Consider the following 25,511-nt stretch of genomic DNA (forward strand, 5'->3'; position numbering starts at 1 on the left):
CCCTCCGTCTTCGCCGCCGGAACAGACCGACTCATCCCCGCCGAAATAGCCCACTGCCTCCAACACGGAGACCACTGGGACAACGGCAAACTCCTCGACGCCAACAACCAAGAAATACCCATCACCGGGGAACAACCACTCACACCCCAACAGACCTAAGTAAAAGAACTAAACACAAGGCGCCGCCGTCGGGCACTAAAAAAGCAGGCTTCAGGGATCTCACCCTGAAGCCTGCTTTGTGTTCAGATTAATTTAAACCCTGGCAGGCTCACTACTGGCGTGAACATCGACCGGTACAGCCTTCCGGTGGCGCGGGATCAGCGATGCCAAAACGATGGCTGCCGCTGCGGCACCGGCCGCAGCAACGAATGTCAGCTGGAACCCTTCCATGGTGGGCACCGCGAGATCTCCCACAGTCATTGTCATGTTCGCCAGAATGACTCCCATAACAGCGGCTGAGGTGGAGGTGCCTACGGCACGCATCAGGGAGTTGAGCCCGTTGGCCGCACCAGTTTCCGTCTGTGGCACAGCACTCATGATCAGCGCAGGCATAGCCGCGTATGAGAGTCCGATTCCGGCGCCGATCACCATCGACGCAGTTACTACCTGCCAAACATTTGTGGTGAGAAAGAACGCCAGAACGTAACCTGCCCCAATGACCACTCCACCTATCAGCAGGGTTGTTTTTGGGCCTCGCCAGGTTGTTATGCGAGCGGATACCGGCGAGAGCGCCATCATGACAATGCCGCCGGGGGCCAGTGCCAAGCCGGCCTGCACCATGGACAGGCCGAGCCCGTATCCGGTTGAGGAAGGCGCCATGAGCAACTGCGGGAAGGACAACGTCATGGCGTACATGGCGAAACCCACTGCAATTGAGGCGAGGTTTGTGAACAGCACGCGGGGACGCGCCGAGACGCGCAGGTCCACCAGTGGTTCCTTTACACGGAGCTCAAAAACTCCCCATAGGACCAGAATAACAACGGAAGCTCCAAAGAAGCCCAGCGTCAGCAGGCTGCTCCAGCCCCAGTCCGCACCCTTGGTAATGGGAAGAAGCAGGGCCATCAAACCCGCAGCGAGGCCGGCTGCTCCGACCCCGTCAAAGCGTGCAGGTGTGCGCATTGTGGACTCGGGCAACACTACGAAGACCATGACTATAGCGATGATGCCAAGTCCGGCGGAGGCCCAGAACAGGGCATGCCAATCTGCGCTTTGGGCTATGACCGCAGCAACGGGAAGCCCAATTGCTCCGCCCACCCCCATGGTGGCGCTCATCGTCGCAACTGCGCCACCAATCTTTTCCCGCGGCAGTTCATCACGAAGGATGCTGATACCCAACGGAATGGCACCCATCGCCAGCCCCTGCAGTACTCGTCCCACGAGCATCAAACCCATGGAATCTGTCAACGCGCAAAGCACGGAGCCCACTACTAAGGAGATCAGGGAGAACATCAGCATGCGTCGTTTGCCGAAAATATCTCCCAGCCGGCCAGCAATCGGGGTGATGACTGCCCCGGCCAGAAGGGTGGCTGTGATAATCCAGGAAGCATCTGCCGATGTGGTGTTCAACAACAAAGGTAGTTGTGGAATGAGTGGGACTACCAGGGTCTGCATCAGCGAAACCACAATTCCCACGAAGGCCAGTACAACGATGGCCAAGCGTGGAGAAGGTGATTTGGGAACTTTTACCGGGGGGCTTTGCGTCATGGGGCTCCTGTACGAACGGAAAGATTGAATTAACTAACTCTATTGTAGAGTACACAAGCTTTGCATCATACATGAAATATGTCTCATTCAAGGCTTCGCTAGAATGGGTCATGGAAACGGAGCAAACAGGGAGCGCCATGACAGTATCCAGCGATTTGCTGAAGTCGATGCAGTACGAGCTCATGCTCTTTTCTCGCTATCAACTGCGCCCGTTTTACCATGACGATCCAGCGTTGGAGCGGTCCGCTTATGTGCTCCTTAATCGTCTGGAGCCCGTGGGGCCCATGACACTGAAGGAGCTCTCCAGGGCCCTTCGCCTCGACACCTCAACCATCCACCGTCAGGTTGGCATGCTGCTGCGCCATGACCATGTTTGCTATGTAGCGGGCACCCCGGGCGAGGTTGCCCGCCGCATTGCCCCCACTACTGCCGGCATTGACGCGCTCATTGCCACTCGCAAAGTCTATGAAGAAGGGCTCAATCGCGTGGTTGGCAATTGGCCCGAAACCAAGCAGGCGCAGTTCATGGAACTGCTTCGGGACTTCAATCAAGATGTTGAGGGTCTCGAAGAGACCTCCTGGCCCAGGGTGCAAGAGTAAAAGTCCTGGCACGAAATGAAATTAACTTGTGCACAAGTATCTTGTGTGCAAAGCTTTCTGGATGGAAGACCAGCCGCACTCGCCACCAATCGATTCAGACCCTCTTGAGCCGATGCTCTGCTTTGCGCTATATGCTGCGGCCAGGGCAACGAACCGCCGCTATAACGCCCTGCTTGAACCGTGGAGTTTGACCTACCCCCAATATCTAGCCTTGGTTCTTTTATGGTCTCGCCGGTCCCTGACCGTGAAGGAGGTTGCAGAGAATATGATGCTGGACTCGGGCACAACGTCACCCTTGATCAAACGGCTTGAGACACGGGGTTTCATTAGACGGGAGCGATCAACAGCTGACGAACGGACAGTGATTGTTTCCGTGACCGACGCCGGACTGGCCTTACGTACTGAGCTCGCCCACATTCCTCTGCGCATCGCGGCGGCAACCCAGCTGGATCAAAGTGACGGCAAGAATGCACTGTCGATTTTGCACAAAGTTATTCGCAACCTTTCTGCCACGCCAATGCTGGATAACGATTCTTCAAAAACCACTCCCCCCACCCACGCTTGAAGAAAAGCGTCCGGGTCAAACACGATTGAGAGCAATATGCGCGCCCTAATGCACACCACGTTCGGAGACCCCAGCAAGGTCCTTGCAGTTGAAAATATCCCGGTCCCAGACCCCGGCGCCGGCGAGGTCCGCGTCCGCATGGTTTTGGCAACGATTCACAACCACGATCTACTCACCATCCGTGGCAGCTACGGCTTCAAACCCGAGCTGCCTGCCCGTGCCGGAACCGAGGCCATGGGGGTCATTGACGCTCTCGGCACAGGTGTCACCGGGTTTACTCCGGGCCAACGTGTGAGCACCGGCGGCACTTTTGGCGTGTGGGCTGAGTACTTCATTGCAAAAGCTGCAGCTGTATTCCCTGTCGATGACAGCATTAGTGATGAGGCAGCGGCCCAACTGGTGTCGATGCCGTTCAGCGCCATCAGTCTCCTTGAATCACTGAAACTCAACAAGGGTGATTGGCTGGTACAAAATGCTGCCAACGGCACTGTTGGCCGACTTCTAGCCCAGCTAGCAACTGCCCGCGGCATCAACGTTATTGGGTTAGTGCGCCGAAGCGCAGGCGTCAGGGAACTCGCTGATCAGGGAATCGGCAACGTCGTTGCCACGGATACTGACGATTGGGCTGAGCGCGTTCGTGCCATCGCCGATGGTGCCCCGATTACTTCTGGCGTTGACTCCGTTGGTGGACGGGCCAGCGGGGACGTCCTTTCACTGCTGGCGGAGAATGGCACGCTTGTGGTGTTTGGCGCCATGAACTCCCCGCTCATGGAGATCAGTTCCTCAGATGTCATCTTCAAACAGGTCACCATCCGTGGTTTTTGGGGTAGCAAAGTCAGCACATCCATGCCGGCCCAAGAACGCGGTGCCCTCATGAAGGAACTCCTTGAGCGGCTCGCCTCCGGAGCACTAACCCTTCCCGTTGAGGCAAGTTATTCACTTGAGGATGCCCAGGATGCGGCCCGGGCAAACTTTGTTCCTGGCCGCACCGGCAAGATCATGCTGCACCCCTAACCAGCACCAATAGTTAGCCACGTGGCGCCTGAGATTCACTCGGCTAGTCGGGTTGAGCCGGCTAGCCGAGTCAATCTAAACCGCCCTAGGTAGTGTGCCCGGCAAAAGATTTCAATTCAGGCCGGGACAGCCCCAAATTTTCTCGCAGAGTGCTGCCCGGGTATGCGGTTCGGAAGATCCCACGGTCCTGCAAAATCGGCACTACCAAGTCAACAAAATCCTTCAGGGAGTCCGGGTAGGCCGGACACATCAGGTTGAACCCGTCACAAGCACCAGATTCAAACCACTCCTGAATTTCATCGGCAACTTCGGTGGGCGTGCCAATCATGGTGGCATGACCACCTCCGGCTGCCAGGAAGCCCAGTAGTTCCCGCAATGTGGGCTCCTTGGTTTCAATAATTCGTTGCACTGTCAAGTACCGCCCCTGCGGTCCGGTGAACGTCGCCGCTGGTGGCAGCGGAGCCACCGCATCATCAAGCCCATGGGTTCGGTAATCCTGGCCGGTAAACACGTTCAGTTGGGCGATTGCCGCTGGAATGTCCAGATAAGCGTCAAGTGCGCGTTTCTTCTCCAGCGCCCCTTCCCTGGTTGGCGCCACATAGGTGACTAGTCCAGGCAGGATTGGAACCACGGTTTGAGCACGATCGGCAACAGCTAGGCGCTCTCGCATATCGGCGGCGAACTCTAGCGCCGAGTCCTTATCCCAAGAAACAGAATAGATAGCCTCGGCAAATCGAGCCGCGAATGCTCGCCCTACTTCCGAGGACCCGGCCTGGAAAAGCACCGGCCTGCCCTGCGGAGGACGTGGAACGTTGAGCGGGCCCTTCACGGAAAAGTATTTGCCCTCATGGTTGATCGGTTGAATCTGCTCCGCATCAATAAAGGTCCCACTCTCCCTGTCAGCGGGAAGCGCCTCATCCGACCACGAATCCCACAACGCCTGGATTACTTGGACAAACTCATCAGCCCTTTCATAGCGGTCAGCATGGTTTGGCAGTGCCGCGAACCCATGATTTTGGGCTTCAGCATCAAACATGGAGGTGACAATGTTTGCCCCCACTCGCCCACCGCTGATGTGATCCAATGAGGCAAGCATGCGTGCAGCATGGAAGGGTGTATAAAAGCTTGAGGAAACGGTGGTAACCAAGCCAATGTTTTTGGTGGCTCTGGCTATGGCGCTCAGAGCCGTAATGGGCTCCAGAAGCCACGGCACTCCCGCGGTGTAGGTCCGGTTGATGGCGTGCCCGTCCGCGAAGAAAATAGCGTCAAAGCAGCCACTTTCGGCCAGTTGCGCCAGTTCCTCGAAATAGGAAATCTCACCTACCCGCTCAGCACTGGAATTCGGGTGCCGCCAACCCATTGTGTGATGCCCTGCCCCGAAAAGAAAGGCATTAATATGTAATTCTCGTGTGCTGTTCATGAGAACTCCCCCGTCCTTAGTTCATGACCAGTCCGCCGTCGACCACAAGATTTTGCCCCGTCACGGCTCGGGACCACGGTGAGGCGAAGAAGAGTGCGGCATCGGCAAATTCGGCCGGAGTGGTGACTTTACGCAGCGGCGTTCCGCCGGCGATCAAGTCGAAAACCTGCTCTGGCGTGGCTGCGGAGGCGTCAGTGGTGCGCAGCAGCCCACCTGAAACCATATTGACGCGGATATTTGATGGTCCTAGATCGGCCGCGAACGTCCGGGTCAACGCCAGCAGGGCAGCCTTCGCTGCGGTGTAGTCGTGGTATGGAACCACAGGGTTTTGGAACAGGTTCGTGCCAACGTTAACGATGGCGCCAAACCCAGCTTCCTTCATTCCCGGCACTACTGCCTGGATGGTATTTAGGGCACCTCCCACAACTCCGGCAAATTGTGCCCGAAATTCCTCATAGCAAATCTCTTCGGCCTTCGAACGGCCGTCGCCGTTGAAAGAAAAGTCTGGTAAAGCGTTGTTGATCACCGTGGTGATGGGTGTAGCAAAATGTTCGGTTGCCGCAGCGACCATGGCATTCACCTCGCCAGCATTGGTGACATCTGCGCGTAACGCAATCGCTTTTTCTGAACCGAACTCACGGGCGAGTTCCTGCGCCGCGACTTCACTGTTGCGGTAGTTCAGCACCAGGCGGGCGCCTTCACGGGCAAAGGAACGGGCCACGTCGGTACCGAGTCCACGCCCAGCGCCGGTAATGAGTACAACTTGGTCTTTGATCAGCATGTGTGCACCTTTCATATGAGTAAAAGGATGCCCAAAAGCACGATTCCCACGCTGCTGCGAGCGCTATGGCCTTTGTTCTGGACCGGCATCCCTTCGCTCGGATTATCGAAATCAGGTTCAACGGGTCTAGCTCTCAGCCGCAATGCGGCACCCCGTGTCGTGTCCAGAACCCAAGCTACCACGGTTGCCAGGGCCCTAACGCACGCCTCACTCGGCCTAATTCTCACACACCTCAAAACGCCACTGGGGCAGACGGAGAGAACAATAATTTCGGTGCGCCTAACTTTTAAGTTCAGATTAATGATACTACTAGATGCAGCGTCTTTTAGAGTTACAGCCACTAGATGTAGTGGTCTTGAGGCGGATCGTTAAAACAGATAGGAACCCTAGTGAGCCAGGACAGAGCCAAGTCGGCGGCTTTTAATCCCCCCAGTCGCAGAGCATCTTCGGATCTTGTGGTGTTCTCAAGCGTCTCTGAAAATACGCTGCGCTTTGTGAAGCGTTTGGACCGTCATTCCGTACGAATACCGCTGCGTCCCAAGCTGGAAGGCCAGATCCAACTCACCCGCCCTTTTGTCATGGTGGTCCCCACCTATGGCGGTGGTGCACGCGAGGGAGCGGTACCCAAACAAGTCATCAATTTCCTCAATGACCCGGTCAATCGGGGTTTCCTGCGAGGGGTTATCACCGCTGGGAACACAAACTTTGGCGAGGACTACTGCTTGGCAGGGTCCGTGATCGCCGGGAAATGCAAGATCCCTGAGCTGTATCGGTTCGAACTGCTGGGCACCGACTATGACGTTGAACGAGTCAATGAGGGCCTCACCCGGTTCTGGGCAGAGGCCGCCACCAAGGAAAAGGATCAACTATGAATTCCACCGTTGTAATAGCCGAAAAGCCCTTGCACAAAGGCATTGGAACCCGGAAGGAGCACCACGCACTTAATGCGCAGTTGAACCTTTTCGCACCGGATGGCTCAATCCAACTTGAGAAGGATCAACAGGCCCTGCGCGAATACTTCCGCCAGGACGTCATCCCAAACACTGCACACTTTGAGAGCCTCGAGGAAAAAATTGCTTTCCTGTTTAAGCATGACTACTACGAGGAAGCGTTCATCAACGCTTATGACTGGTCCTTCGTCAAGGGGGTCTATGCCCAGGCTCAGCAGGCTGATCACCGCTTCGCTTCCTTCTTGGGCGCTTTCAAGTTCTACTCCTCTTACACACTAAAAACCTTCGATGGCAAGAGCTACTTGGAAAACTTTGCCGATCGCGTGGTCGCCACCGCACTCTACTTAGGCGCGGGGGATGAGAAGCTTGCTACAAAATTAGTTGAGGAGATCATCTCCGGCCGATTCCAGCCCGCAACCCCCACGTTCCTGAATGCCGGAAAGAAGCAGCGTGGTGAAATGGTCTCGTGTTTTCTCTTGCGTATGGAGGACAACCTTGAATCCATCGGTCGCAGCGTAAACTCCGCGCTGCAGCTCTCCAAACGCGGTGGCGGCGTTGCCTTGCTGATGACGAACCTGCGCGAGTCAGGCGCGCCTATCAAGCAGGTTCAGAATCAGGCCTCAGGGGTGGTTCCGGTTATGAAGATCTTGGAGGATTCATTCTCCTACGCCAACCAGCTTGGAGCCCGGCAGGGAGCAGGAGCTGTCTATCTCCATGCCCACCACCCCGATATTATGGCCTTCCTTGACACCAAGCGGGAAAATGCTGATGAGAAGATCCGCATCAAAACCCTCTCACTTGGGGTGGTCATTCCTGACATCACTTTTGAGCTGGCTCGCGACAATCGCGACATGCACCTATTCAGTCCCTACGATGTTCAGCGCGAATATGGCACGCCCTTATCTGACATCTCCGTTGGTTCCCGCTATGAAGAACTGGTAGCCAACCCCCGCATCCGAAAAACCACCATCAGTGCCCGCGGTTTCTTCAAAACGCTGGCGGAATTGCAGTTTGAATCCGGCTACCCTTACGTACTTTTTGAAGATACTGTCAACCGTGCCAATCCCATCTCCGGATGGATCAACATGTCCAACCTGTGTAGCGAAATTCTGCAAGTCAACACCCCCTCTAGCTACGACGCCGCGATTGGCTACACAGAGGTGGGGCGAGATATCTCCTGCAACCTGGGCTCCTTGAACATAGCTCAAGCAATGGCCTCACCAAACTTCGGCGCAACGATCGAAACGGCAGTGCGCGGACTAACCAGCGTCTCTGACCAATCGGTTCTGGATGCTGTCCCCTCTGCCGCAGCAGGCAACGATGCCAGCCACGCAATTGGTTTGGGGCAGATGAACCTGCACGGCTACCTCGGCTCCCAGCGCATCCACTACGGCAGCGCCGAGGGAGTGGATTTCACCAACATGTATTTCTATACTGTTGCCTATCACGCTCTGCGTGCCTCACATCAGATCGCCGCCCAACGCGGCGTCACATTTGAGGGCTTCGCCACCTCCACGTATGCAGATGGCAGCTACTTCAACAAGTACACCGATCAGGCCTGGGCACCCTCCACTCACCGTGTGCGTCAGCTTTTCGCAGAGGCCCGGATAGAGATTCCTACTCAGGAGCACTGGCGTGCGCTGAAGGCCGCCATCCAGAGGGATGGCATTTACAACGCCTACCTGCAGGCGGTGCCACCCACCGGCTCCATCTCCTACATCAACAACGCCACGGCATCGATCCACCCAATCGCCGCGAAAATTGAAATCCGCAAGGAAGGCAAACTGGGCCGTGTCTACTTCCCCGCGCCGCACATGGATAATTCAAACCTTGAATTCTTTGAAGACTCCTACGAAATTGGCTACGAGAAGATCATAGACACCTATGCGGCGGCCACCCAGCACGTAGACCAGGGCCTGAGCTGCACCTTGTTCTTCCAGGACACGGCAACAACAAGGGACATCAACAAGGCACAGATCCATGCGTGGCGAAAAGGTCTCAAAACCCTGTATTACATCCGTTTGCGCCAACTGGCTTTGGCCGGGACGGAAATTGAAAACTGCGTCTCCTGCGCCCTCTGACTCCAACCCTCTAAGGAAGCACTCTCATGACACCCTCTGAAAAAACCCAGGCGACTGCCCAGCTCTCGGTGACACCTCCTGGCTACCAGCATGATCCTCAAGCCCGTCTGCGTCCCATCAACTGGAACCGGATTGTTGATGAAAAGGACCCCGAAGTGTGGAACAGGCTCACCACAAATTTCTGGCTCCCTGAGAAAGTCCCGCTCTCCAATGACATCCCGGCGTGGCAGTCAATGACCAATGAGGAGCGCACCTTAACCATGCGCGTCTTCACCGGGTTGACAATGTTGGACACCGTGCAGGCAACTGTTGGGGAGATCTGCCAGATTCAGGACGCCCAGACCGAACATGAAGAAGCGGTTTATACAAACATCGCGTTCATGCAATCGGTGCACGCCCGCTCCTACTCCAGCGTCTTTTCCACTCTCGCCAGCACGCCCGAGATTGATGATTCATACCGCTGGGCCGTGGCAAACGATCTTCTGCAAACACGTTCCAAGAAGGTTTTGGAACATTACTACGGAAATGATCCGCTTAAACGCAAGGTCTCTTCAACCCTGCTGTCTTCACTGCTGCTTTATGCGGGCTTTTACTTGCCACTGCACTTCTCCGTGCACGCCACGCTGACTAATACAGCGGATATGGTCCGCCTCATCCTTCGAGATAAAGCAGTGCACGGCTACTACTCCGGTTATAAGTACCAGCGTGGGCTTGAAAAGCGCAGTCGGAGCGAGCAGGAGGAAATGCGCAAATTCACCTACGAGCTGCTGGAAGAGCTGTATGAGCTGGAGCTTCAGTACTCCGGTGAGCTCTATGAACCGTTGGATCTCATGGAGGATGTGGCCGTTTTTGTTCGTTACAACGCCAACAAGGCCCTGATGAATCTGGGTTATCCGGCCCGTTTCACGGCTGAGCAGACTCAGGTTAACCCGGAGATTTTGGCGGCACTGTCCCCTGGTTCCAATGAAAACCATGACTTTTTCTCCGGGTCTGGTTCCTCGTATGTCATTGGTATATCGCAGGACACGGACGACGGCGACTGGGACTTCTAAAGTCCGGCCCTTTGCGCTCCTCCCGGCAGTTTTGGCCAAAACCGCCGCCGGGAGGGGCACACGGCACTCGATTGTGGCGTCAGAAAAAATCGGGGGTGATAGCTTGTTTCCTGTGAGCACGACCCACGAGTCAAGGAAGACCCACGATGGATCAGAGCCAAAACGTACAGAACATCATTGAGGTACCCCACCCGGTTTTCTTCCTCTCGGACAGCACCGGCATCACGGCGGAGACGCTAGGGAACACCTTGTTAACACAGTTCCCGGCAAGCATCTTTGAGCGCAACACTATTCCTTTTATCACCAGCGTCAATCAGGCGAAAACAGTGGTGGCAACTATCAATCGGCTCACCGCCGAGGGTAGTGCCCCGCTGGTGTTCTCCACGGTTGTGGGTGCTGATATCCGCGAGGCACTCTCGGCGTGTCAAGCCACCATGGTGGATTTGATTGGCACTCACGTGGGCCAATTAGAGCAGGCTCTGGGTGTGGTGGCCAGTGGCGAACCCGGACGTGCACATGGTCAGGGAAACGCCGCCCGCTATCAGTCACGGATGAGCGCTGTGGAATACGCCATGGAGCACGACGACGGGCAAAGTTTGCGAGCGCTGGAGAAGGCTCAAGTGATTTTGGTGGCCCCTTCCCGGTGCGGGAAAACACCCACCACCATGTATTTGGCGCTTCAGCACGGGATCTTTGCGGCGAACTTTCCGCTGGTTGATGAGGATTTCGAGAGGGAGGGGCTGCCCGCACCGCTGCGCCCCTTTGTACAGAAGTGCTTTGGGCTCACCTCCAACCCTCTTCGGCTCAGTCAGGTGCGCACTGAACGCCGCCGCGGCTCCCCTTATGCTTCACTGGGACAGTGTGGTTTTGAGCTGCGCAGTGCCGAGCGGCTGTATTCGGCGCATGGGATTCCGTATTTGAACTCGGCGAGTGTGTCGGTGGAGGAGATGGCTGCGACCATCTTGGCCCAAATGAGACTTAAGCGTTAGAAAAACATACTTCGCGTGGCACTCGCCCCGCGCGCCATTCATTGCAAAGGAGCAATAATCATGACGACGGACATTCTGTGGTTCTCAGAGCTGGGGCTCGCTGATCTGGACCGGGTGGGCGGAAAAAATGCTTCGCTCGGGGAAATGGTGCAAAACCTGACGTCGGCTGGCGTTCAAGTACCTGACGGTTTTGCCACGACGGCGGATTCTTACCGCCGTTTTCTGGCCGATTCGGGCTTGGATGCACGAATTGTTGAACGGCTCCACGGCTTGGATACCGATGATGTCAGTGCACTGGCTGCTGCTGGCCAGGAAATCCGGGGATGGATGCGCCAAACATCCTTCCACCCCGACTTTGAAGCGCAGATCCGCTCCTCGTACCAAGAGTTGGTGGATAAGCACGGTGGTTCAGCAGAGCTTTCCTGGGCTGTGCGCTCCAGCGCAACGGCGGAAGATCTTCCCGAGGCTTCCTTTGCCGGGCAACAAGAAACGTTCTTGAATGTTCGCGGGATTGAGAATATTTTGTTGGCTGTAAGGGACGTCTTTGCTTCTCTCTACAATGACCGTGCCATCGCCTACAGGGTGCACCACCAGTTCGAGCATGCCGAGGTGGCCCTCTCGGCCGGTATTCAGCGCATGGTTCGTTCCGACGTTGGAGCTTCGGGGGTCATGTTCACCATGGACACCGAGTCAGGGTTCCAGGACGCCGTATTCGTGACCTCCTCCTATGGACTGGGCGAGGCCGTGGTTCAGGGTGCCGTTAATCCGGATGAGTTCTACGTTTACAAACCGGCATTACAGGCCGGCCGTCCCGCCATTCTCAAGCGCGGGCTTGGCGAGAAGGCCCTGCAGATGACGTACACGGAGAATCAAGAGGTTGGCCGCACCATTGATTTTGTTCCGGTGGCGGCGCAGCTGCGAAACCGTTTTAGCATTACGGACGACGACGTGGAGCAGCTCGCCCGCCATGCCGTCGCCATCGAGGCCCACTACGGCCGTCCCATGGATATCGAATGGGGCAAGGATGGCATTGATGGCAGCCTGTACATCCTGCAGGCACGTCCGGAAACTGTCCAGTCCCGCCGGGCAGCAGGACGGCTGAGCCGCTTCCGTTTGAATGAGACCGGCGCCGTGCTGGCAGAAGGCCGCGCAATTGGTCAGCGGATAGGTTCCGGCCGGGTCCAGATCCTTAGCTCCATTGACCAGATGGCCAGCTTCAAAACCGGTGACGTCCTCGTTGCAGACATGACGGACCCGGATTGGGAACCGATTATGAAGCGGGCTTCGGCCATCGTCACCAACCGTGGTGGACGCACTTGCCACGCCGCAATCATCGCCCGCGAACTGGGGATACCCGCCGTCGTTGGTACAGCGGATGCAACAGATATTCTCTCCGACGGGATAGAAGTGACAGTCAGTTGCGCGGAAGGGGAAACCGGGTTTATCTACCAGGGGCTGCTTGATTTCAGCTTGGAGGAGACCGAGATTGGCGAACTCCCCGAAGCGCCGGTGAAAATGATGATGAACGTTGGCACACCGGAGCAGGCGTTCACGTTTGCGCAATTGCCCAATGATGGTGTGGGCTTGGCCCGGCTCGAGTTCATCATCAACCGCCAGATCGGAATCCACCCCAAGGCGCTGCTGAATATGGACGATCAGCCGGTGGAGGTGGCTGCCGAAATTAGGGAGCGGATCGCGGCCTACCACGGCCCTCGGGATTACTACATCAAGCGTCTAGCCGAGGGGGTGGCAACTATCGCCGCCGCCTTCGCACCGCATCCGGTCATTGTGCGCATGTCAGATTTCAAGTCCAACGAGTACGCGAACTTACTGGGTGGTTCCGCGTACGAGCCGCATGAGGAGAACCCCATGCTGGGCTTCCGTGGCGCCGCGCGGTATTTGGAACCCTCCTTTAGGGATTGTTTTGACCTTGAATGCGAAGCACTGTCCTTTGTCCGCAATGAGATGGGTCTAAGCAACGTCAAGCTCATGATTCCTTTTGTCCGCACACTCGAGGAGGGTCGCGGTGTGATCGAGCTGCTTGCCGAGAATGGACTGCGCCGAGGTGAGAACGGCCTGGAAGTGATCATGATGTGTGAACTGCCAGCCAATGCACTTTTGGCCGATGAGTTCTTAGATCTCTTCGACGGCTTCTCCATCGGTTCCAATGACATGACCCAGCTGACGCTTGGGCTGGACAGGGATTCCGCCATTGTGGCGGGCAGCTTCGATGAGCGCAATCCGGCGGTCAAGAAGCTTCTCAGCATGGCCATTGCGGCGTGCAAAGCCAGAGGAAAATATGTGGGAATTTGCGGGCAAGGTCCCAGCGACCACGCCGACTTTGCCCAGTGGCTTGTCAGTGAAGGCATCGATTCGGTGTCCTTGAACCCTGACACAGTGGTGGATACATGGCTGCGTCTGGCGGGCGCTGCGGCCGGCACTGCGGCCGGCACTGCGGCTGACACCGCCAGTTGACGGAGCCAGCTAACGGAGCCAGTTAATGGCGAGCACTTTTAGCTGAGGTCGCACACACGCATAATTGACCGGCACGGGCTCTGAGGAGCCCGTGCCGGTCAATTTTCTTTCTCTACGCACACGGGGGCAATCTAACGCTCAAACCTGCCACCAACCCTCTTTGCACAATACCCTAGGGCGTATTATGATGAGAACTAGCCACATACCCCATGGGGTATTGGGATCATTCATTTTACCTAGGAGAGATATGCTTCTCGAACGTATCTATGATGAAGACCTTGCGCAGGCAAGTTACCTCATTGGCTGTCAGGTCAAAGGTGAGGCACTGGTGGTTGACGCCCGGCGCGACATTGCAATTTACCAGCAACTCGCAGCCAGCAACGGTATGAAGATCGTGGCCGTCACGGAAACCCACATCCACGCCGATTACCTCTCCGGAACCCGCGAACTCGCGGCAGCAACCGGTGCCACCACCTACCTCTCAGGAGAAGGCGGAGAAGACTGGCAGTACGGCTTCGACGGAGTTCGACTTTATGATCAGGACACCATCACACTGGGAAACATCGCCATCCAGGCTCTGCACACACCCGGTCACACTCCGGAGCATCTCTCTTTCCTGATCACCGATGGTGCGTTCAGTGACCAGCCGGGTTTCTTGCTTTCCGGAGACTTTGTCTTCGCAGGAGATCTAGGCCGCCCGGATCTTCTGGATGAGACCGCCGGAGGTGCTGATACCCGCTTTTTGGGAGCACACCAGCTGTTTGCCTCACTGAAGGAAAAGTTCCTAACACTCCCTGACTATATTCAGGTATATCCAGGCCACGGATCTGGTAGCGCTTGTGGCAAAGCACTGGGCGCCATCCCCTCCTCCACTGTTGGCTACGAACGCAACTTTGCTTGGTGGGGTCCGTACTTGGCCGCCAATGACGAGGCAGGATTTATTGCAACTCTCCTTACTGGCCAGCCCGATGCACCTGCGTATTTTGGCCGGATGAAACGGCAAAACCGACAGGGCCCGGCCATTCTGGGCAGTAGGGACGCGCTGACTGAAATTTCAACGGAAGAGCTTGGCACCCGCTTGGCCGCCGATGAAATTGGGCTTGTGGATACCCGGCACCACACGCTAGTTCATGAAGGCACTGTAGCAGGGGCGCTGAACATTCCTGCGGGTTCCAAATCTGCCAGCTACGGCGCTTGGGCGTTGGATCCGGAAACCGATAAGCGCCCAGTTGTGCTGCTGGCATCTGACCAAGATTCAGCCATGGAGATGTGGGATCACCTTATCCGTGTCGGTATTGATGCGGTTGCTGGCTTCATCACCTCTTTGACGGGCCTGCCGGTATCTGCTGCGCGCACTATTTCCCCCGCTGAGCTGGCCGCATTCGATTCCGCACTGTTGCTTGATGTTCGCAACAAAAATGAACACGAGGATGGTCATGTGCCCGGCTCCAAACAGCTCAGTGCTGGGCGGGTGCTCTGGAATACAGATCAGTTACCGGAGACCGGCACCATTGTCAGCTACTGCCAATCCGGCGTCCGCAACTCCGTGGCCGCCTCCGCTTTGCGCCGTGCAGGGTTCGACGTCGTTGAACTCGAAGGTAGTTATGCCGGCTGGGCTGACTGGCACCAAAGGCAGAACGGCTAATACCGTTCTGCTTAGCTCTCCTGCCGGCACCACTTTTATAGATAAAAACGCGCTAGACAAGCACAGACGGGGCCTATCCAATGACAGTTACTCTCGTTGCCGTCCTCCTGCTTTCGGTGCTGATCGGGCTTTCCTTGGGTCTGCTCGGCGGTGGTGGTTCTATTCTTACCGTGCCGATCCTGACTTACGTGGCCGGGATGAACCCGAAGGAAGCGATTGCTGCCTCGTTGTTCGTGGTCGGCGCAACCTCAGCTGTCAGCGCAGTTAATCATGCGCGCAAAAAGAGGGTGCGGTGGCGCACCGGACTGATTTTCGGTGCCGCAGGCATGGTCGGGGCGTTTGCAGGAGGACTCCTTGGTGGCCACATTCCCGGCACCATCCTTATGCTTGCCTTCGCACTGATGATGGTGGCAACATCCCTGGCCATGATTCGTGGGCGCAAAGAGCCCACCTCTGCAACCGGTGAGGGGAGTAACCGGGGTGGTGAGCTGCCGGTCACTAAGGTCATCCTCGAGGGCCTCATTGTTGGGCTGGTGACAGGCCTTGTTGGCGCCGGCGGTGGATTCCTCGTTGTGCCGGCACTGGCGTTACTTGGCGGGCTGTCCATGCCTGTGGCCGTCGGCACCTCATTGGTGGTGATTGCCATGAAATCCTTCGCAGGCCTTGGCGGCTACCTCACTATTGTCAGCCTAGACTGGGCCCTGGTAGGAGGGGTAACAGTAGCGGCCATTCTCGGCTCATTTATTGGTGCGCGTCTAGTCGGACGCATCCCCGAGGCCCGTCTGCGCACAGGGTTTGGTTACTTTGTGCTCCTAATGGGCGTGTTTGTCTTGGTACAGGAGCTGGCCACGCCGGCTAACTTCATTATTGGCATTCTGGGCATTGTGGCCGCTGCTATTGGCTTGGCTGTTATGGCCTACCGGTTCTTGAATGCCACAAAGAGGACAGCTGAGAGCGTTAAACCCGCGGATACTGTACCCACAGCAGAAGCTGTCCACACCGCGACGGAAGGCTGAAGGTGTGGGTGGCGTGTGTGAGAACGCCGCCAACAGTCCAGCAAAATCCGTAGCAGTAGGACTACGCGCGGCATCATTATAAGCAACCACCACGCACCTTGAGCCTGCCCAACCGCCGCTGCTCAGCAGAATCACAAAAACACATGTCGTGACTGCTGTTTTGAAACCTGGCTGGCTACGGGAAACTATAAAGCCTGCATTTTCCAAGCGCTGCGGTTTAGCTCAGAACCACCGTGAATGTGCCAGATCCCGGAGCAAGCTGGTATTGGGGCAGCGCCCCCGGCCCGCAAGAGGCTGTTCCAATCCCATGCACCGCAGCGTCAAGTGTGAGGTGAGAGATGCCATCGGCCACCAGGTCCGGGGTGTGCCTGGCGGCGGTTAATACTTGCTGCGAGTAGGGCCGGAGCGTGAAGGAGAAGTCCTCGCCGTGGAAGGAGATGCTCTCGCCTCCTGTTTGTGCAGTGGCTAGCTCCAACCAGGTAACTCCCGCCCGTGCCCCATTTTCCTGCGGCCTGACGTACGGCACCGCCAGCTCCGCAATGGAGGCACTGAACCAACCACGCTGCGCAGCCATGCCCGTGTCAGGGTACTTTTGTCCGGGCCCAAACCCTGCCCAGCTGACACACGAAAACTCACCCGGGAACTCGAAGTCGAAGCCCACCCGCGGCCAGCTGACTCCCCAACCTGCGCTCGGTTCAACGTGTGCGGTCAGTTCCAACAATGTCCCGTTGGTTCGCCACACATAATCAACATCTACATGGTGGCGAGCTACCGGCACGCCGTAACGCACCCGCACAGCCAGCGTTCCGGCGTCGTGAGTCATTGACCGCAAACGCCCTTGTAGAAGGGGCAGCCCGGCACTCTGCCAGATGTCGGCAGCGCGCGGAGACCCGGGCTGGGAATGGTCCTTGCCCTTGTCGTTATCGGTGGGCGAACGCCACAGCGTCAGCCTCGGCCCATTGACGGGCACGGACTTGAAAGCACACAATTCACCAGTTCCCACGCTGAACGTTGCCGGACCAAAACGCAGATTTCCGTCCTGCGCCACTGCCTCAGCGCCGCCCTGAATTTGCAGTTCCACAATTGGCACGAGTGGAAGGCCACGCTGCGCCCAAGCGATCTCGTGGCCAGCTGGCGCCCATGGCTCATCCGCGGCCAAGGTGGCGCTGATGGTCAAGACCCGCTCCGGTGCCAACTCTGCCGCGATCTCAGGGGGAAGTTCGGCAGTGGTGCTGGCTCCCGCCGCTGTCACCGGGATGTTCAGTGTGCCCGCAGACATCATGCCTTTAGGCCCAGCCACCACCCAGGTGTAGTTCAGATGCGAGGTATCCACGAAGTCATATTTGTTCCGGATAGAGACCTCGCGCCAGTCGGTGGAGATCCCAAGAGCCAAAGGCTCCACTACTTTCTTATAGTCGAGCAGGCCCGGGCGGGGTTCTAAATCCGCGCTGACAAGGCCGTCAATGACGAAGTTTCCATCATGGACGCTCTCGCCAAAGTCTCCACCATAGGCAAAATACGCCTCCCCGTCCGGGGTATGTTGGCGGATGCCGTGCTCCATCCACTCCCACACGAACCCTCCTTGCAGGCGCGGATATCTATCAAAAAGGTCCTGGTATTCCTGCAGCCCACCGGGGCCGTTACCCATGGCATGGGCGTACTCGCAGAGGATAAACGGCAGGTTCCTCCGGTGCCGGTCCTGGTCCTGATCAGGCAGCGGCGCTTCTTCCTGGCGACCAATCAGCTCAACCTCGGCTGGAGAAACGTACATGCGTGAATAAACATCCACGTATGGGCAGGCCCAGTCACCTTCATAATGCACCAGTCTTTCGGGGTCCCGCGCCTTGGTCCACTGCGCCATTGCTTGAAGGTTCGGACCCGTGCCTGCTTCATTGCCCAAGGAGAACATGATCACTGACGGATGGTTTTTATCGCGTTCAACGGTCCGCCTCATCCGATCAAGCAGCGCTTCTAAATATCTGGGTTCCGCGCTGGGGTTTCCTGCCCAATCACCGTCCTCAAAGCCATGGGTTTCATAATCGCATTCGTCAATAATGTAAAAGCCCAGTTCATCGGCCAGCTCCAGGAGCATAGGGTGCGGCGGGTAGTGGGCTGTGCGGATCGCGTTAATATTGTGGGCCTTCATTAAGCACAATTCATTGACCATCTGCTCGCGTGAAAGGACCCGGCCGCGATCAGGATTGTGCTCGTGCCTGTTCACCCCGCGAAACAGTAACGGCGCTCCGTTGAGTTTGAACTGAGCGTCGTGAACGGTGATGCTGCGAAAACCCACTTTCAAAGGCATGCTTTGCAGCGGCGTGGCAAGGGTTAGCTCATACAAAGTGGGAGACTCGGCGCTCCAAGGCTCCACGGGCCCCAGCTCAAAAGACTTGGAGATTCCACTCCCGCCTTGCTGTTGGCTAAATTCAAGCACCTCGCTGAAACCAAGCCCGGCAATGCTCGCCACCACATCTGGAAGTGGCGGACTGATTTCTACCCGGAGCGTACCCACTCCGTCAACGGTATAACCGGCATGCACAAAGACGTCCCAAATGGATGCCTGCGGTTGGGCCAGCAATGTCACGTCACGGAAGATTCCTGGCAGCCACCACGCATCCTGATCTTCTAAATAGCTCGACGCCGAAAATTGGGCCACGCGCACCACCAGCACGTTAGCTCCGGCGCGGAGAATACCTGTGACATCGAATTCGTGCACCAGCTTTGAACCCCGGGTGGTGCCCAACAAGTGGCCGTTGAGCCAAATAGTTCCTGCGTTATCGAGCCCATCAAAGCGCAGCACGGCCCCGTGGAGGAACTCTGTGCCAACATCGAAAGTGAGTCTGTGGTCTCCCACAGGATTCGCATCGGGAACAAAAGGTGGATCCAGTGGGAATGGGAATTGCACGTTTGTATAAGAAGGGGCCCCGTATCCATGGAAATTCCAGCTCGAGGGGACAGGCAGCGTGTCCCATGCGCCGTCGTTAAACACTTCTTTCTCCATACCGGTGGGAGCGCTAGCCACCGACTCCGAATAGTGGAACCGCCAGTCACCATTGAGTGAGCGGGTAGGCAGGCCGGTTTCCAGGTGCGCACGCGGAGGCAGGCTGCCGGTGCCAGGTCCAGGATTGGTGAGTTCCATCATTGGATCGTAGGGGCCGGCGGCGAGGTTGGCGCGCGAAGGGAGCGGGTTCACAGTGTGGATCCTTTGCATGTCAGGGCGTGGCGGTTTTTACGCGCTCGTACCGTTCCTCGTCAGTTAGTGGCGTCCTTACCGGCGAGTTTTGTCCCAATCCGGTGACTGGGCGGCTAAAGCCGTCATAGGCCGCATGACTGGGGTCTTGAAACCACCGCACAAGGCGTTGATGGAGTTGGGAAAGCACTCCCGCATGGAGTTCATCGCCAATCAAGCAGTGGCATTCTTGCGGGTCTGCTTTTAGCTCGGAGAGCTCATCAGGACCAGCATGGCGGTAAACGTATTTATAATATCCGGTACAGATCATGCGCGTTCCACCGTACTCGTGATAGATCACCACAGCCGTATCCAAATCCTGGCTAGTCCCCTGACGAGTCCCCATCCTAGTCCTCACCCGAGTCCCCAGCCTATGACCAGGCACAGAACCAGGCACAGTCAGTGGGGACTTGGCACATGATTCCCCCCGCACCCCAAGGATCCTGCGGTTTTTGCACACCGGCTTGTTCCAACAAGGTTGCGTGCAAAGAAACCGCTGCCGTTGTGCGGTGGTCCAAAATCGGCGCAATGCTGCATGGTCTATTGCGGAAGAACGGGACACGGATCGAATCCACCCAAACATTCAAGGGTGTGGTGCCGTTGCCTTTGCCCCAGATGCCGTGGTGGCCACAACTGAAACCATTGTCGGGAAGAAAGATGATCTAGGTGTCCTGGCGTGCGCCCAATTCCTCCAAGGTGGCGACCAGCTTTTGTGCACCTTGGTCTACTCCCGTCAGCGCAGCACAAAATCCTCTGAGGGCCTCTTGGGGACAGCGCATGGCGGCGGCAAGCTCGCCGTTGTCCCACTTGTTCCACTTGTTCCACTTGGACCAATCATGGGCATCTTCGTGGACAATGCTGGGGAAGTCGTACCCCTAATACAGTGCTCTTAGTCGTTCCGGGTGGTGTTCTGGACCCTATGGCGTCACTGATGTAACCAGGTTCGGTGCGTAATTCGCCATTGTCAGAGACTGCCGCACCGTAGTAGGGGCCCCGCCGGAGAGATGGCTGAACCAGCGGTTGAAACCGGGTGCGGCTTCTCTGGCATCACCCAGCTGCCACTTTCCCGAGTGTGCACAACTGTAACCGGAGGTTGGTAGTAACTCTGGGGTGAATGAGAACGGCTTCAGGTAGCGCACGCCACGGGTTGAGCCTGCATCACTTTCGCCCCGGATCCAGTCATGGACCCCGTGTGCCGATGGCATTCTTCCGGTGGGCACCGACGCCCGAGCAGGTGAACAAACAGGTGAAGCACAAAAGAACTCAGTAGATTCCCGTCCCGCTGCACCCGGCTGGTCAAGGGCAGGGGAATACGTTCGGGTATAGTTCGCCCCCTGGTCCACGCACCTTGGTCATTGGTCATTGGTCATCGGTGATGATCGCAATAAAGTGAGGTTGCATAGCGCAGTGCCCCTATTCTTACGCTTGTTCGCAGGTATCTAGCCGACCAGCAGCAAGTCCAAGGCATGTTTTTCCACATAGTCAAGGGCTAACCGAACCGCACCTAGGCCAACTATGGCGTCGCCAAGGGTAGAGACTTCCACGCGAGGAGGGTTAGGCATGAACCGGACCAGTTCCTCTCGCAGGGGTTTGAGCAGAACCTCCGAAGATGCCGCCACTGCCCCACCAATCACCACAAGTTCAGGATCCGTAAACGTTGCCATGATCGCTACAACCCTGGCGATACGCCTGCCAATGGAATCAAGGATCTGTTGAGCTACTTGGTCCCCCTGTGCTGCCGCGGCAAAGACGGCCTCGGCGGGGATCTCCCCGCTATGTGCGTCCACTTGGGTAGTTAGGACTGTTGCCGGAGCGCCGGTTTTGCAGGCGGCTAGAGCCATGTCGCGGGCTAATGCCGCAATTCCAGCCGGAGTGCCCACTCCATCTACCAACTCTAAAAGTCCCACTTCACCGCTGCGCCCTGATACGCCATGGCGCAGTTGAGCCGAATCCATCAGTCCGAAGCCAATGCGCTCACCTGCCAACATGACGGCTAGATCGCTAACTTCCTTGCCCACGCCCATCCAATGCTCGGCCATGGCAGCCAGGTTGGCATCGTTTCCCAGCAGCACGGGCCAGCCGTAGCGGTCACGCAGATTCTCTTGGATGCCAATGTCAAAGCTTTCCCAGAAGAGTTGGCTGTGGGAGATGTTTCCGCTGCGGTCCACCGGCGCGGCAATACCTACCCCAGCAACCAGCACATCAGTAGGGGCAACCCCTGCCTCACCCAGTACCTTCTTGATGGCTTTGTCAATAGTGGCTAGGCGTTGGGCATCAGGAGCAGTGAAACCGCCCAGGTTCTCTGTGGCCTTTGCCAGAATGTTTCCGCGCAAGTCTGCCACCAGTGCAGTGGTCTTGGCCGCCCCGAAGTCCAGACCCACAACCACTCCGGCCAGAGCATCAAATTCGAAGATTCGTGCCGGGCGCCCTTTTTGCACTGTTAGTTTCTGTGGCGGTAATTCCCGCACCCAGCCGGCTTCAATCAAGTCATCGCATACCGCTATGACTGTTGCACGCGCCAACCCAGTTGCCTCGATAAGGTCAGTGCCGGTAACAGCTTCACACCGCCGCATGTGCGCCAAAATGACACTCATATTCCTCTGCCGGAGCTGCTGGGGCGTACTTGCCGTGAGTTCCAAGAAATCATCCCTTGACGTCTTACCGTGTGATGTACATAATACTAACAGGGCATAAATTTAGAATCTAAATATATGAGTCAAATTTTCTATAACTGTTCGCTTCCGGGTCGCAACACAGCTCCACTGCTGCCAGAAAGAACAAAGGAGTTTTTATGCAGGCCATTCTGTCATCCACTGCGGGAACTATGCAGTGAGCCCATCCGCCTTCACCCGTCGGAAGCTTTTGTCTCTAGCCACTGTTGCCGGAGCGGCACTGGCACTACCTGCCTGCTCAGGCACTGACGGCATCACCACAATACGTCTGCAGCAAAACAAACCCGAAGTGGTGGAATATTTCAACACTTTGATCAAGGATTTTGAGTCAAAGAATACTGATATCCGCGTCATCCAGGACTTCAATGCCGGCAATTGGGTACCCGGGCTGATCCGCAATAACCCCGCGGATGTTGTCACTAACTCATACTCGGTAACAGTGGCAGATTTCACCAGCAAGGGCATTTTCGCTGACCTCTCCGACCTCCCGGCAGCAACTATGGCCGATCCCAAAGCGCTGGAACTCATCAAATCCTTTGGGCAGTATCAAGGATCAGAGCTCAGCGCGTTGCCCTTTTCATTGGCAGCCGCAGGCGTTATTTACAATAAGACGCTCTTTGCCGAACACGGGGTGGAGGTTCCCGCCACGTGGAGCGAGTTTCTCACAGTATGCAAGAAGTTCAAGACTGCCGGGATCACGCCAATCTACGGGACTTTCAGGGACTCCTGGACGCTGGGACAGCCCTACGGTTACACCGCTGGAGGAACAGTGGATCTTGCAGATTTCTTCTCCCACATGCCGCGCACTGCTGAGGAACTGAAAACCAGCACCAAGCTTTCCTTCAGCACCGGTTTCAAGTCTGCCACCGAGAAGTTTCTTGAGATTCTAGAATTCACCCAAAAAGATGCTGGCAGTAAGTCCTACACCGATGGCAACGCTGCCTTCGCCAAGGGCGGTGCCGCCATGTATATGCAGGGGCCTTGGGCGTTGTCCGAGCTAACAACCATCAATCCGGACCTCAAAGTGGGCACCTTTGCACTGCCCACAAGCGAAGATCCCGCCGATACGCACGCCCAAGTTACCCTGGACATGACATTTTCAATTGTCCGCTCTTCTCCACGACTTGCAGCGGCAAAACGGTTCGTCAATTACTTGATGGACCCTGCAGTTGTTAGCGCCTACAACAGCAAATTCTCCGCGTTCTCTCCTCTGAAGCAGGGTTCACAAGACATCAACCCTCAGATCGCCGGGCTGCAGCCGTTGATCAGCTCCGGTAAGTACTACCTCAACGTTACCAACTACTTTCCGCCGGCCATCACCTTGAATAATTACTTCCAAACCTTGGCTTTGAACGGAAATGACGATGCTTTCCTGACCACGCTCGACGACGCTTGGCACCGCGTTGCCACTCGCAACGCCTAGATTTTAAAGGACAATCATGACTGCCCCAGCCGACGTCAGCACACCCACGCCGTCCAGCCCTAGTACCCAACCGACCAAACAGGCCCAAACACACCGGGGGCGCAAGGTTGATCCCACGTATTACTGGATGATCATTCCGGTGCTTATTTTGTTCGCCCTGTTCAGCACAGTCCCAGCGATCATTGGCGGATTCTTTAGCTTTACCAATTACGCCGGCTACGGCGATTGGAAAATGATTGGCTTCCAAAATTTCCGGAACATCTTCAGCGATCCGGAAATACTTGCCTCTTACCTTTTCACTTTCTTCTTCGCCATCGTGGCAACCCTCACTGTGAACGTGGTGGCGTTGCTACTGGCCCTGGGTTTGAACGCCAAAATTAAGTTCAAGACAGGTATTCGCGGCATCTACTTCATCCCTATGGTGCTCTCCGGGCTGATTGTTGCATACGTCTTCAACTACTTGTTCTCCACCACCGTGCCCACCCTTGCCGAGACTTTTGGATTCTCCCCGCTGGCCACCAGCATCTTGGCCAATGAGCATTGGGCGTGGGTAGCGATCGTCTTCGTCACCGTCTGGCAGGGCGCCCCTGGGGCAACCATCATCTACTTGGCTGGTCTGCAGAGCATCCCTGCGGATGTGACTGAGGCGGCGGCCCTTGATGGGGCAGGGGCCTGGCGCCAAATACGCAGCATCAGCATTCCGCTGATCGCCGGGTATGTAGTCATTAATATCATTCTCGGTTTCAAGGGCTACCTGGGCACCTACGAGATTATTGTGGCCTTGACAGGAGGTGGCCCCGGCACGGCAACCCAGTCCGTGGCCATGCGCATTTTTTCCGGTTTTGCTGGCGGGGACTACTCCTACCAAATGGCAAATGCCATCATCTTCTTCATCATTACGCTCATCATTTCGCTGCTGCAGCTTCAAGTTCTGCGCCGCCGGGAGGTTTCACTTTAATGTCAACAGCATTGACAGACCTACGTCCTGAACTCCACGGTCCACAGCAACTAGACGGAACCGTGCATGGAAAAATTCGGCGCGCCAACCGCGAAGGATTCAAGATCAACTGGTGGATGAGCGCATTGCTGCTTGTTGCATCCCTCACCATCCTAATTCCCTTATATTTCACCATCAGTATGGCGCTGAAATCACCGGAGCAAGCAGCTTCGGGAACAGGTTTCGCGTGGCCAGCGGATCCGCAATGGGAAAATTTCTCCCAAGCATTTGTTTTGACCAACTACCCCGCCGCATTCATGTCCACAGCCTTCATCACCGTTATTTCGGTGCTGGGCGCCCTGGCTGCCAGTTCCATGGTTGCTTACGCGATTGTGCGTAACTGGGACAAGAAATTCTTCCGCTTTTCATACATCTACCTACTCTCAGCCATGTTTGTGCCGTTCCCTGTAGTGATCCTTCCTTTGATCAAGCAAACAGCCATGTTTGGGCTAGATAATCCGCTCGGCGTTGCATTCATCCACATTGTGGGTGGCATATCTTTCAACTCCCTACTGTTCATTGCCTTCTTACGCTCCATTCCCATTGAACTAGAAGAAGCGGCACGTCTTGACGGAGCCAGCACGTGGCAAACATTCCGAAAAGTGATCTTCCCGCTTTTAGCACCCATGAGCGCCACTGTAGGCATTTTCGCTTTTCTTGGCTCTTGGAATGACTTTCTACTCCCCCAGATGCTCATAGCCGATCCCGCAATGCAAACCCTGCCGGTAGTCCAGCAGTTGTTTCAAGGACAGTTCAATACCAACTACTCCCTAGCGTTCGCCTCCTATCTCATGGCACTGGCGCCGACCCTTGTGGTCTACCTGTTCGCGCAGCGTTGGATTATGTCCGGCGTTATGCGCGGTGCAGTTAAATAGGCTTCTGCACCCCCAACCTCACAC

20 protein-coding genes and 1 riboswitch are annotated in these 25,511 nt (G+C 56.5%); of the genes, 14 read left to right on the forward strand and 6 right to left on the reverse strand.

From position 1 onward, the window contains the following. Nucleotides 1-252: 252 nt before the first annotated feature. A complete protein-coding gene (locus QMG40_RS13820; protein ID WP_283531680.1) occupies nucleotides 253-1,704 on the reverse strand; it encodes an MFS transporter in 1,452 nt (483 codons plus the stop codon). A gap of 137 nt (nucleotides 1,705-1,841) precedes the next feature. Here QMG40_RS13820 and QMG40_RS13825 point away from each other — a divergent pair, with 137 nt between their 5' ends. The 3 genes from QMG40_RS13825 (at nucleotide 1,842) to QMG40_RS13835 (ending at nucleotide 3,882) form a co-directional block, all read left to right on the forward strand. Next, nucleotides 1,842-2,303, forward strand: coding sequence for a MarR family winged helix-turn-helix transcriptional regulator (locus QMG40_RS13825; protein WP_283531681.1), 462 nt, complete (start codon nucleotides 1,842-1,844; stop codon nucleotides 2,301-2,303). Nucleotides 2,304-2,364: 61 nt separating this feature from the next. Further along, nucleotides 2,365-2,868 (forward strand): MarR family winged helix-turn-helix transcriptional regulator, encoded by a 504-nt coding sequence (locus tag QMG40_RS13830; RefSeq protein ID WP_283531682.1) that lies wholly within the window; start codon nucleotides 2,365-2,367, stop codon nucleotides 2,866-2,868. Nucleotides 2,869-2,904: 36 nt separating this feature from the next. After that, nucleotides 2,905-3,882, forward strand: coding sequence for a zinc-binding dehydrogenase (locus QMG40_RS13835; protein WP_283531683.1), 978 nt, complete (start codon nucleotides 2,905-2,907; stop codon nucleotides 3,880-3,882). 85 nt (nucleotides 3,883-3,967) lie between these two features. On the opposite strand, the gene QMG40_RS13840 is transcribed toward QMG40_RS13835, so the two are convergent. Continuing rightward, on the reverse strand, nucleotides 3,968-5,302 hold the full coding sequence (locus QMG40_RS13840; protein WP_283531684.1) for an LLM class flavin-dependent oxidoreductase: 1,335 nt from the start codon (nucleotides 5,300-5,302) through the stop codon (nucleotides 3,968-3,970). Between the two features lie 16 nt (nucleotides 5,303-5,318). Further along, the gene (locus QMG40_RS13845; RefSeq protein ID WP_283531685.1) at nucleotides 5,319-6,083 is read right to left on the reverse strand and encodes a 3-oxoacyl-ACP reductase; all 765 of its coding nucleotides are present in this window, start codon (nucleotides 6,081-6,083) and stop codon (nucleotides 5,319-5,321) included. A gap of 71 nt (nucleotides 6,084-6,154) precedes the next feature. Continuing rightward, nucleotides 6,155-6,248, reverse strand: a riboswitch (TPP riboswitch). Between the two features lie 224 nt (nucleotides 6,249-6,472). Between QMG40_RS13845 and nrdI the strand changes: the two genes are divergently transcribed. The 7 genes from nrdI (at nucleotide 6,473) to QMG40_RS13880 (ending at nucleotide 16,291) form a co-directional block, all read left to right on the forward strand. Beyond that, nucleotides 6,473-6,955 (forward strand): class Ib ribonucleoside-diphosphate reductase assembly flavoprotein NrdI, encoded by a 483-nt coding sequence (gene nrdI / locus QMG40_RS13850; RefSeq protein WP_283531686.1) that lies wholly within the window; start codon nucleotides 6,473-6,475, stop codon nucleotides 6,953-6,955. Then, nucleotides 6,952-9,114: a class 1b ribonucleoside-diphosphate reductase subunit alpha gene (gene nrdE / locus QMG40_RS13855; protein WP_283531687.1), complete on the forward strand. Its 2,163-nt coding sequence runs from the start codon at nucleotides 6,952-6,954 to the stop codon at nucleotides 9,112-9,114. The genes nrdI and nrdE overlap by 4 nt, the downstream gene beginning before the upstream one ends. Nucleotides 9,115-9,140: 26 nt before the next feature. Then, entirely contained in the window at nucleotides 9,141-10,166 is a 1,026-nt protein-coding gene (gene nrdF, locus QMG40_RS13860) for a class 1b ribonucleoside-diphosphate reductase subunit beta (RefSeq protein ID WP_283531688.1), read from the forward strand. Nucleotides 10,167-10,312: 146 nt separating this feature from the next. Then, nucleotides 10,313-11,155 (forward strand): pyruvate, water dikinase regulatory protein, encoded by an 843-nt coding sequence (locus tag QMG40_RS13865; protein ID WP_283531689.1) that lies wholly within the window; start codon nucleotides 10,313-10,315, stop codon nucleotides 11,153-11,155. A gap of 60 nt (nucleotides 11,156-11,215) precedes the next feature. After that, nucleotides 11,216-13,630, forward strand: coding sequence for a phosphoenolpyruvate synthase (gene ppsA / locus QMG40_RS13870; RefSeq protein WP_283531690.1), 2,415 nt, complete (start codon nucleotides 11,216-11,218; stop codon nucleotides 13,628-13,630). A gap of 247 nt (nucleotides 13,631-13,877) precedes the next feature. After that, on the forward strand, nucleotides 13,878-15,275 hold the full coding sequence (locus QMG40_RS13875; RefSeq protein WP_283531691.1) for an MBL fold metallo-hydrolase: 1,398 nt from the start codon (nucleotides 13,878-13,880) through the stop codon (nucleotides 15,273-15,275). An 80-nt stretch (nucleotides 15,276-15,355) separates the two neighbouring features. Further along, the gene (locus QMG40_RS13880) at nucleotides 15,356-16,291 is read left to right on the forward strand and encodes a sulfite exporter TauE/SafE family protein (RefSeq protein ID WP_283531692.1); all 936 of its coding nucleotides are present in this window, start codon (nucleotides 15,356-15,358) and stop codon (nucleotides 16,289-16,291) included. Nucleotides 16,292-16,508: 217 nt separating this feature from the next. On the opposite strand, the gene QMG40_RS13885 is transcribed toward QMG40_RS13880, so the two are convergent. Continuing rightward, nucleotides 16,509-19,484 (reverse strand): glycoside hydrolase family 2 TIM barrel-domain containing protein, encoded by a 2,976-nt coding sequence (locus tag QMG40_RS13885; protein WP_283531693.1) that lies wholly within the window; start codon nucleotides 19,482-19,484, stop codon nucleotides 16,509-16,511. A 19-nt stretch (nucleotides 19,485-19,503) separates the two neighbouring features. Then, a complete protein-coding gene (locus tag QMG40_RS13890; protein ID WP_283531694.1) occupies nucleotides 19,504-19,866 on the reverse strand; it encodes a hypothetical protein in 363 nt (120 codons plus the stop codon). 163 nt (nucleotides 19,867-20,029) lie between these two features. Here QMG40_RS13890 and QMG40_RS13895 point away from each other — a divergent pair, with 163 nt between their 5' ends. After that, complete coding sequence (locus QMG40_RS13895) at nucleotides 20,030-20,413, forward strand: hypothetical protein (RefSeq protein WP_283531696.1); 384 nt, start codon at nucleotides 20,030-20,032, stop codon at nucleotides 20,411-20,413. A gap of 546 nt (nucleotides 20,414-20,959) precedes the next feature. On the opposite strand, the gene QMG40_RS13900 is transcribed toward QMG40_RS13895, so the two are convergent. Beyond that, nucleotides 20,960-22,114 (reverse strand): ROK family protein, encoded by a 1,155-nt coding sequence (locus tag QMG40_RS13900; RefSeq protein WP_283531697.1) that lies wholly within the window; start codon nucleotides 22,112-22,114, stop codon nucleotides 20,960-20,962. A gap of 235 nt (nucleotides 22,115-22,349) precedes the next feature. Between QMG40_RS13900 and QMG40_RS13905 the strand changes: the two genes are divergently transcribed. The 3 genes from QMG40_RS13905 to QMG40_RS13915 are packed head-to-tail and all read left to right on the forward strand — an operon-like array spanning nucleotide 22,350 to nucleotide 25,487. Continuing rightward, nucleotides 22,350-23,615, forward strand: a complete 1,266-nt coding sequence (locus QMG40_RS13905; protein ID WP_283531698.1) for an ABC transporter substrate-binding protein — start codon at nucleotides 22,350-22,352, stop codon at nucleotides 23,613-23,615. Between the two features lie 16 nt (nucleotides 23,616-23,631). Next, nucleotides 23,632-24,573, forward strand: coding sequence for a carbohydrate ABC transporter permease (locus QMG40_RS13910; protein ID WP_283531699.1), 942 nt, complete (start codon nucleotides 23,632-23,634; stop codon nucleotides 24,571-24,573). Beyond that, nucleotides 24,573-25,487 carry a carbohydrate ABC transporter permease gene (locus QMG40_RS13915; protein ID WP_283531700.1) on the forward strand — a complete coding sequence of 305 codons (915 nt, stop codon included), beginning with the start codon at nucleotides 24,573-24,575 and terminating at the stop codon, nucleotides 25,485-25,487. The genes QMG40_RS13910 and QMG40_RS13915 overlap by 1 nt, the downstream gene beginning before the upstream one ends. The last annotated feature ends 24 nt before the right edge of the window (nucleotides 25,488-25,511 follow it).

It is taken from the genome of Arthrobacter antibioticus (genome assembly GCF_030063205.1).
In the GTDB taxonomy this organism is placed as follows: Bacteria; Actinomycetota; Actinomycetes; order Actinomycetales; family Micrococcaceae; genus Specibacter.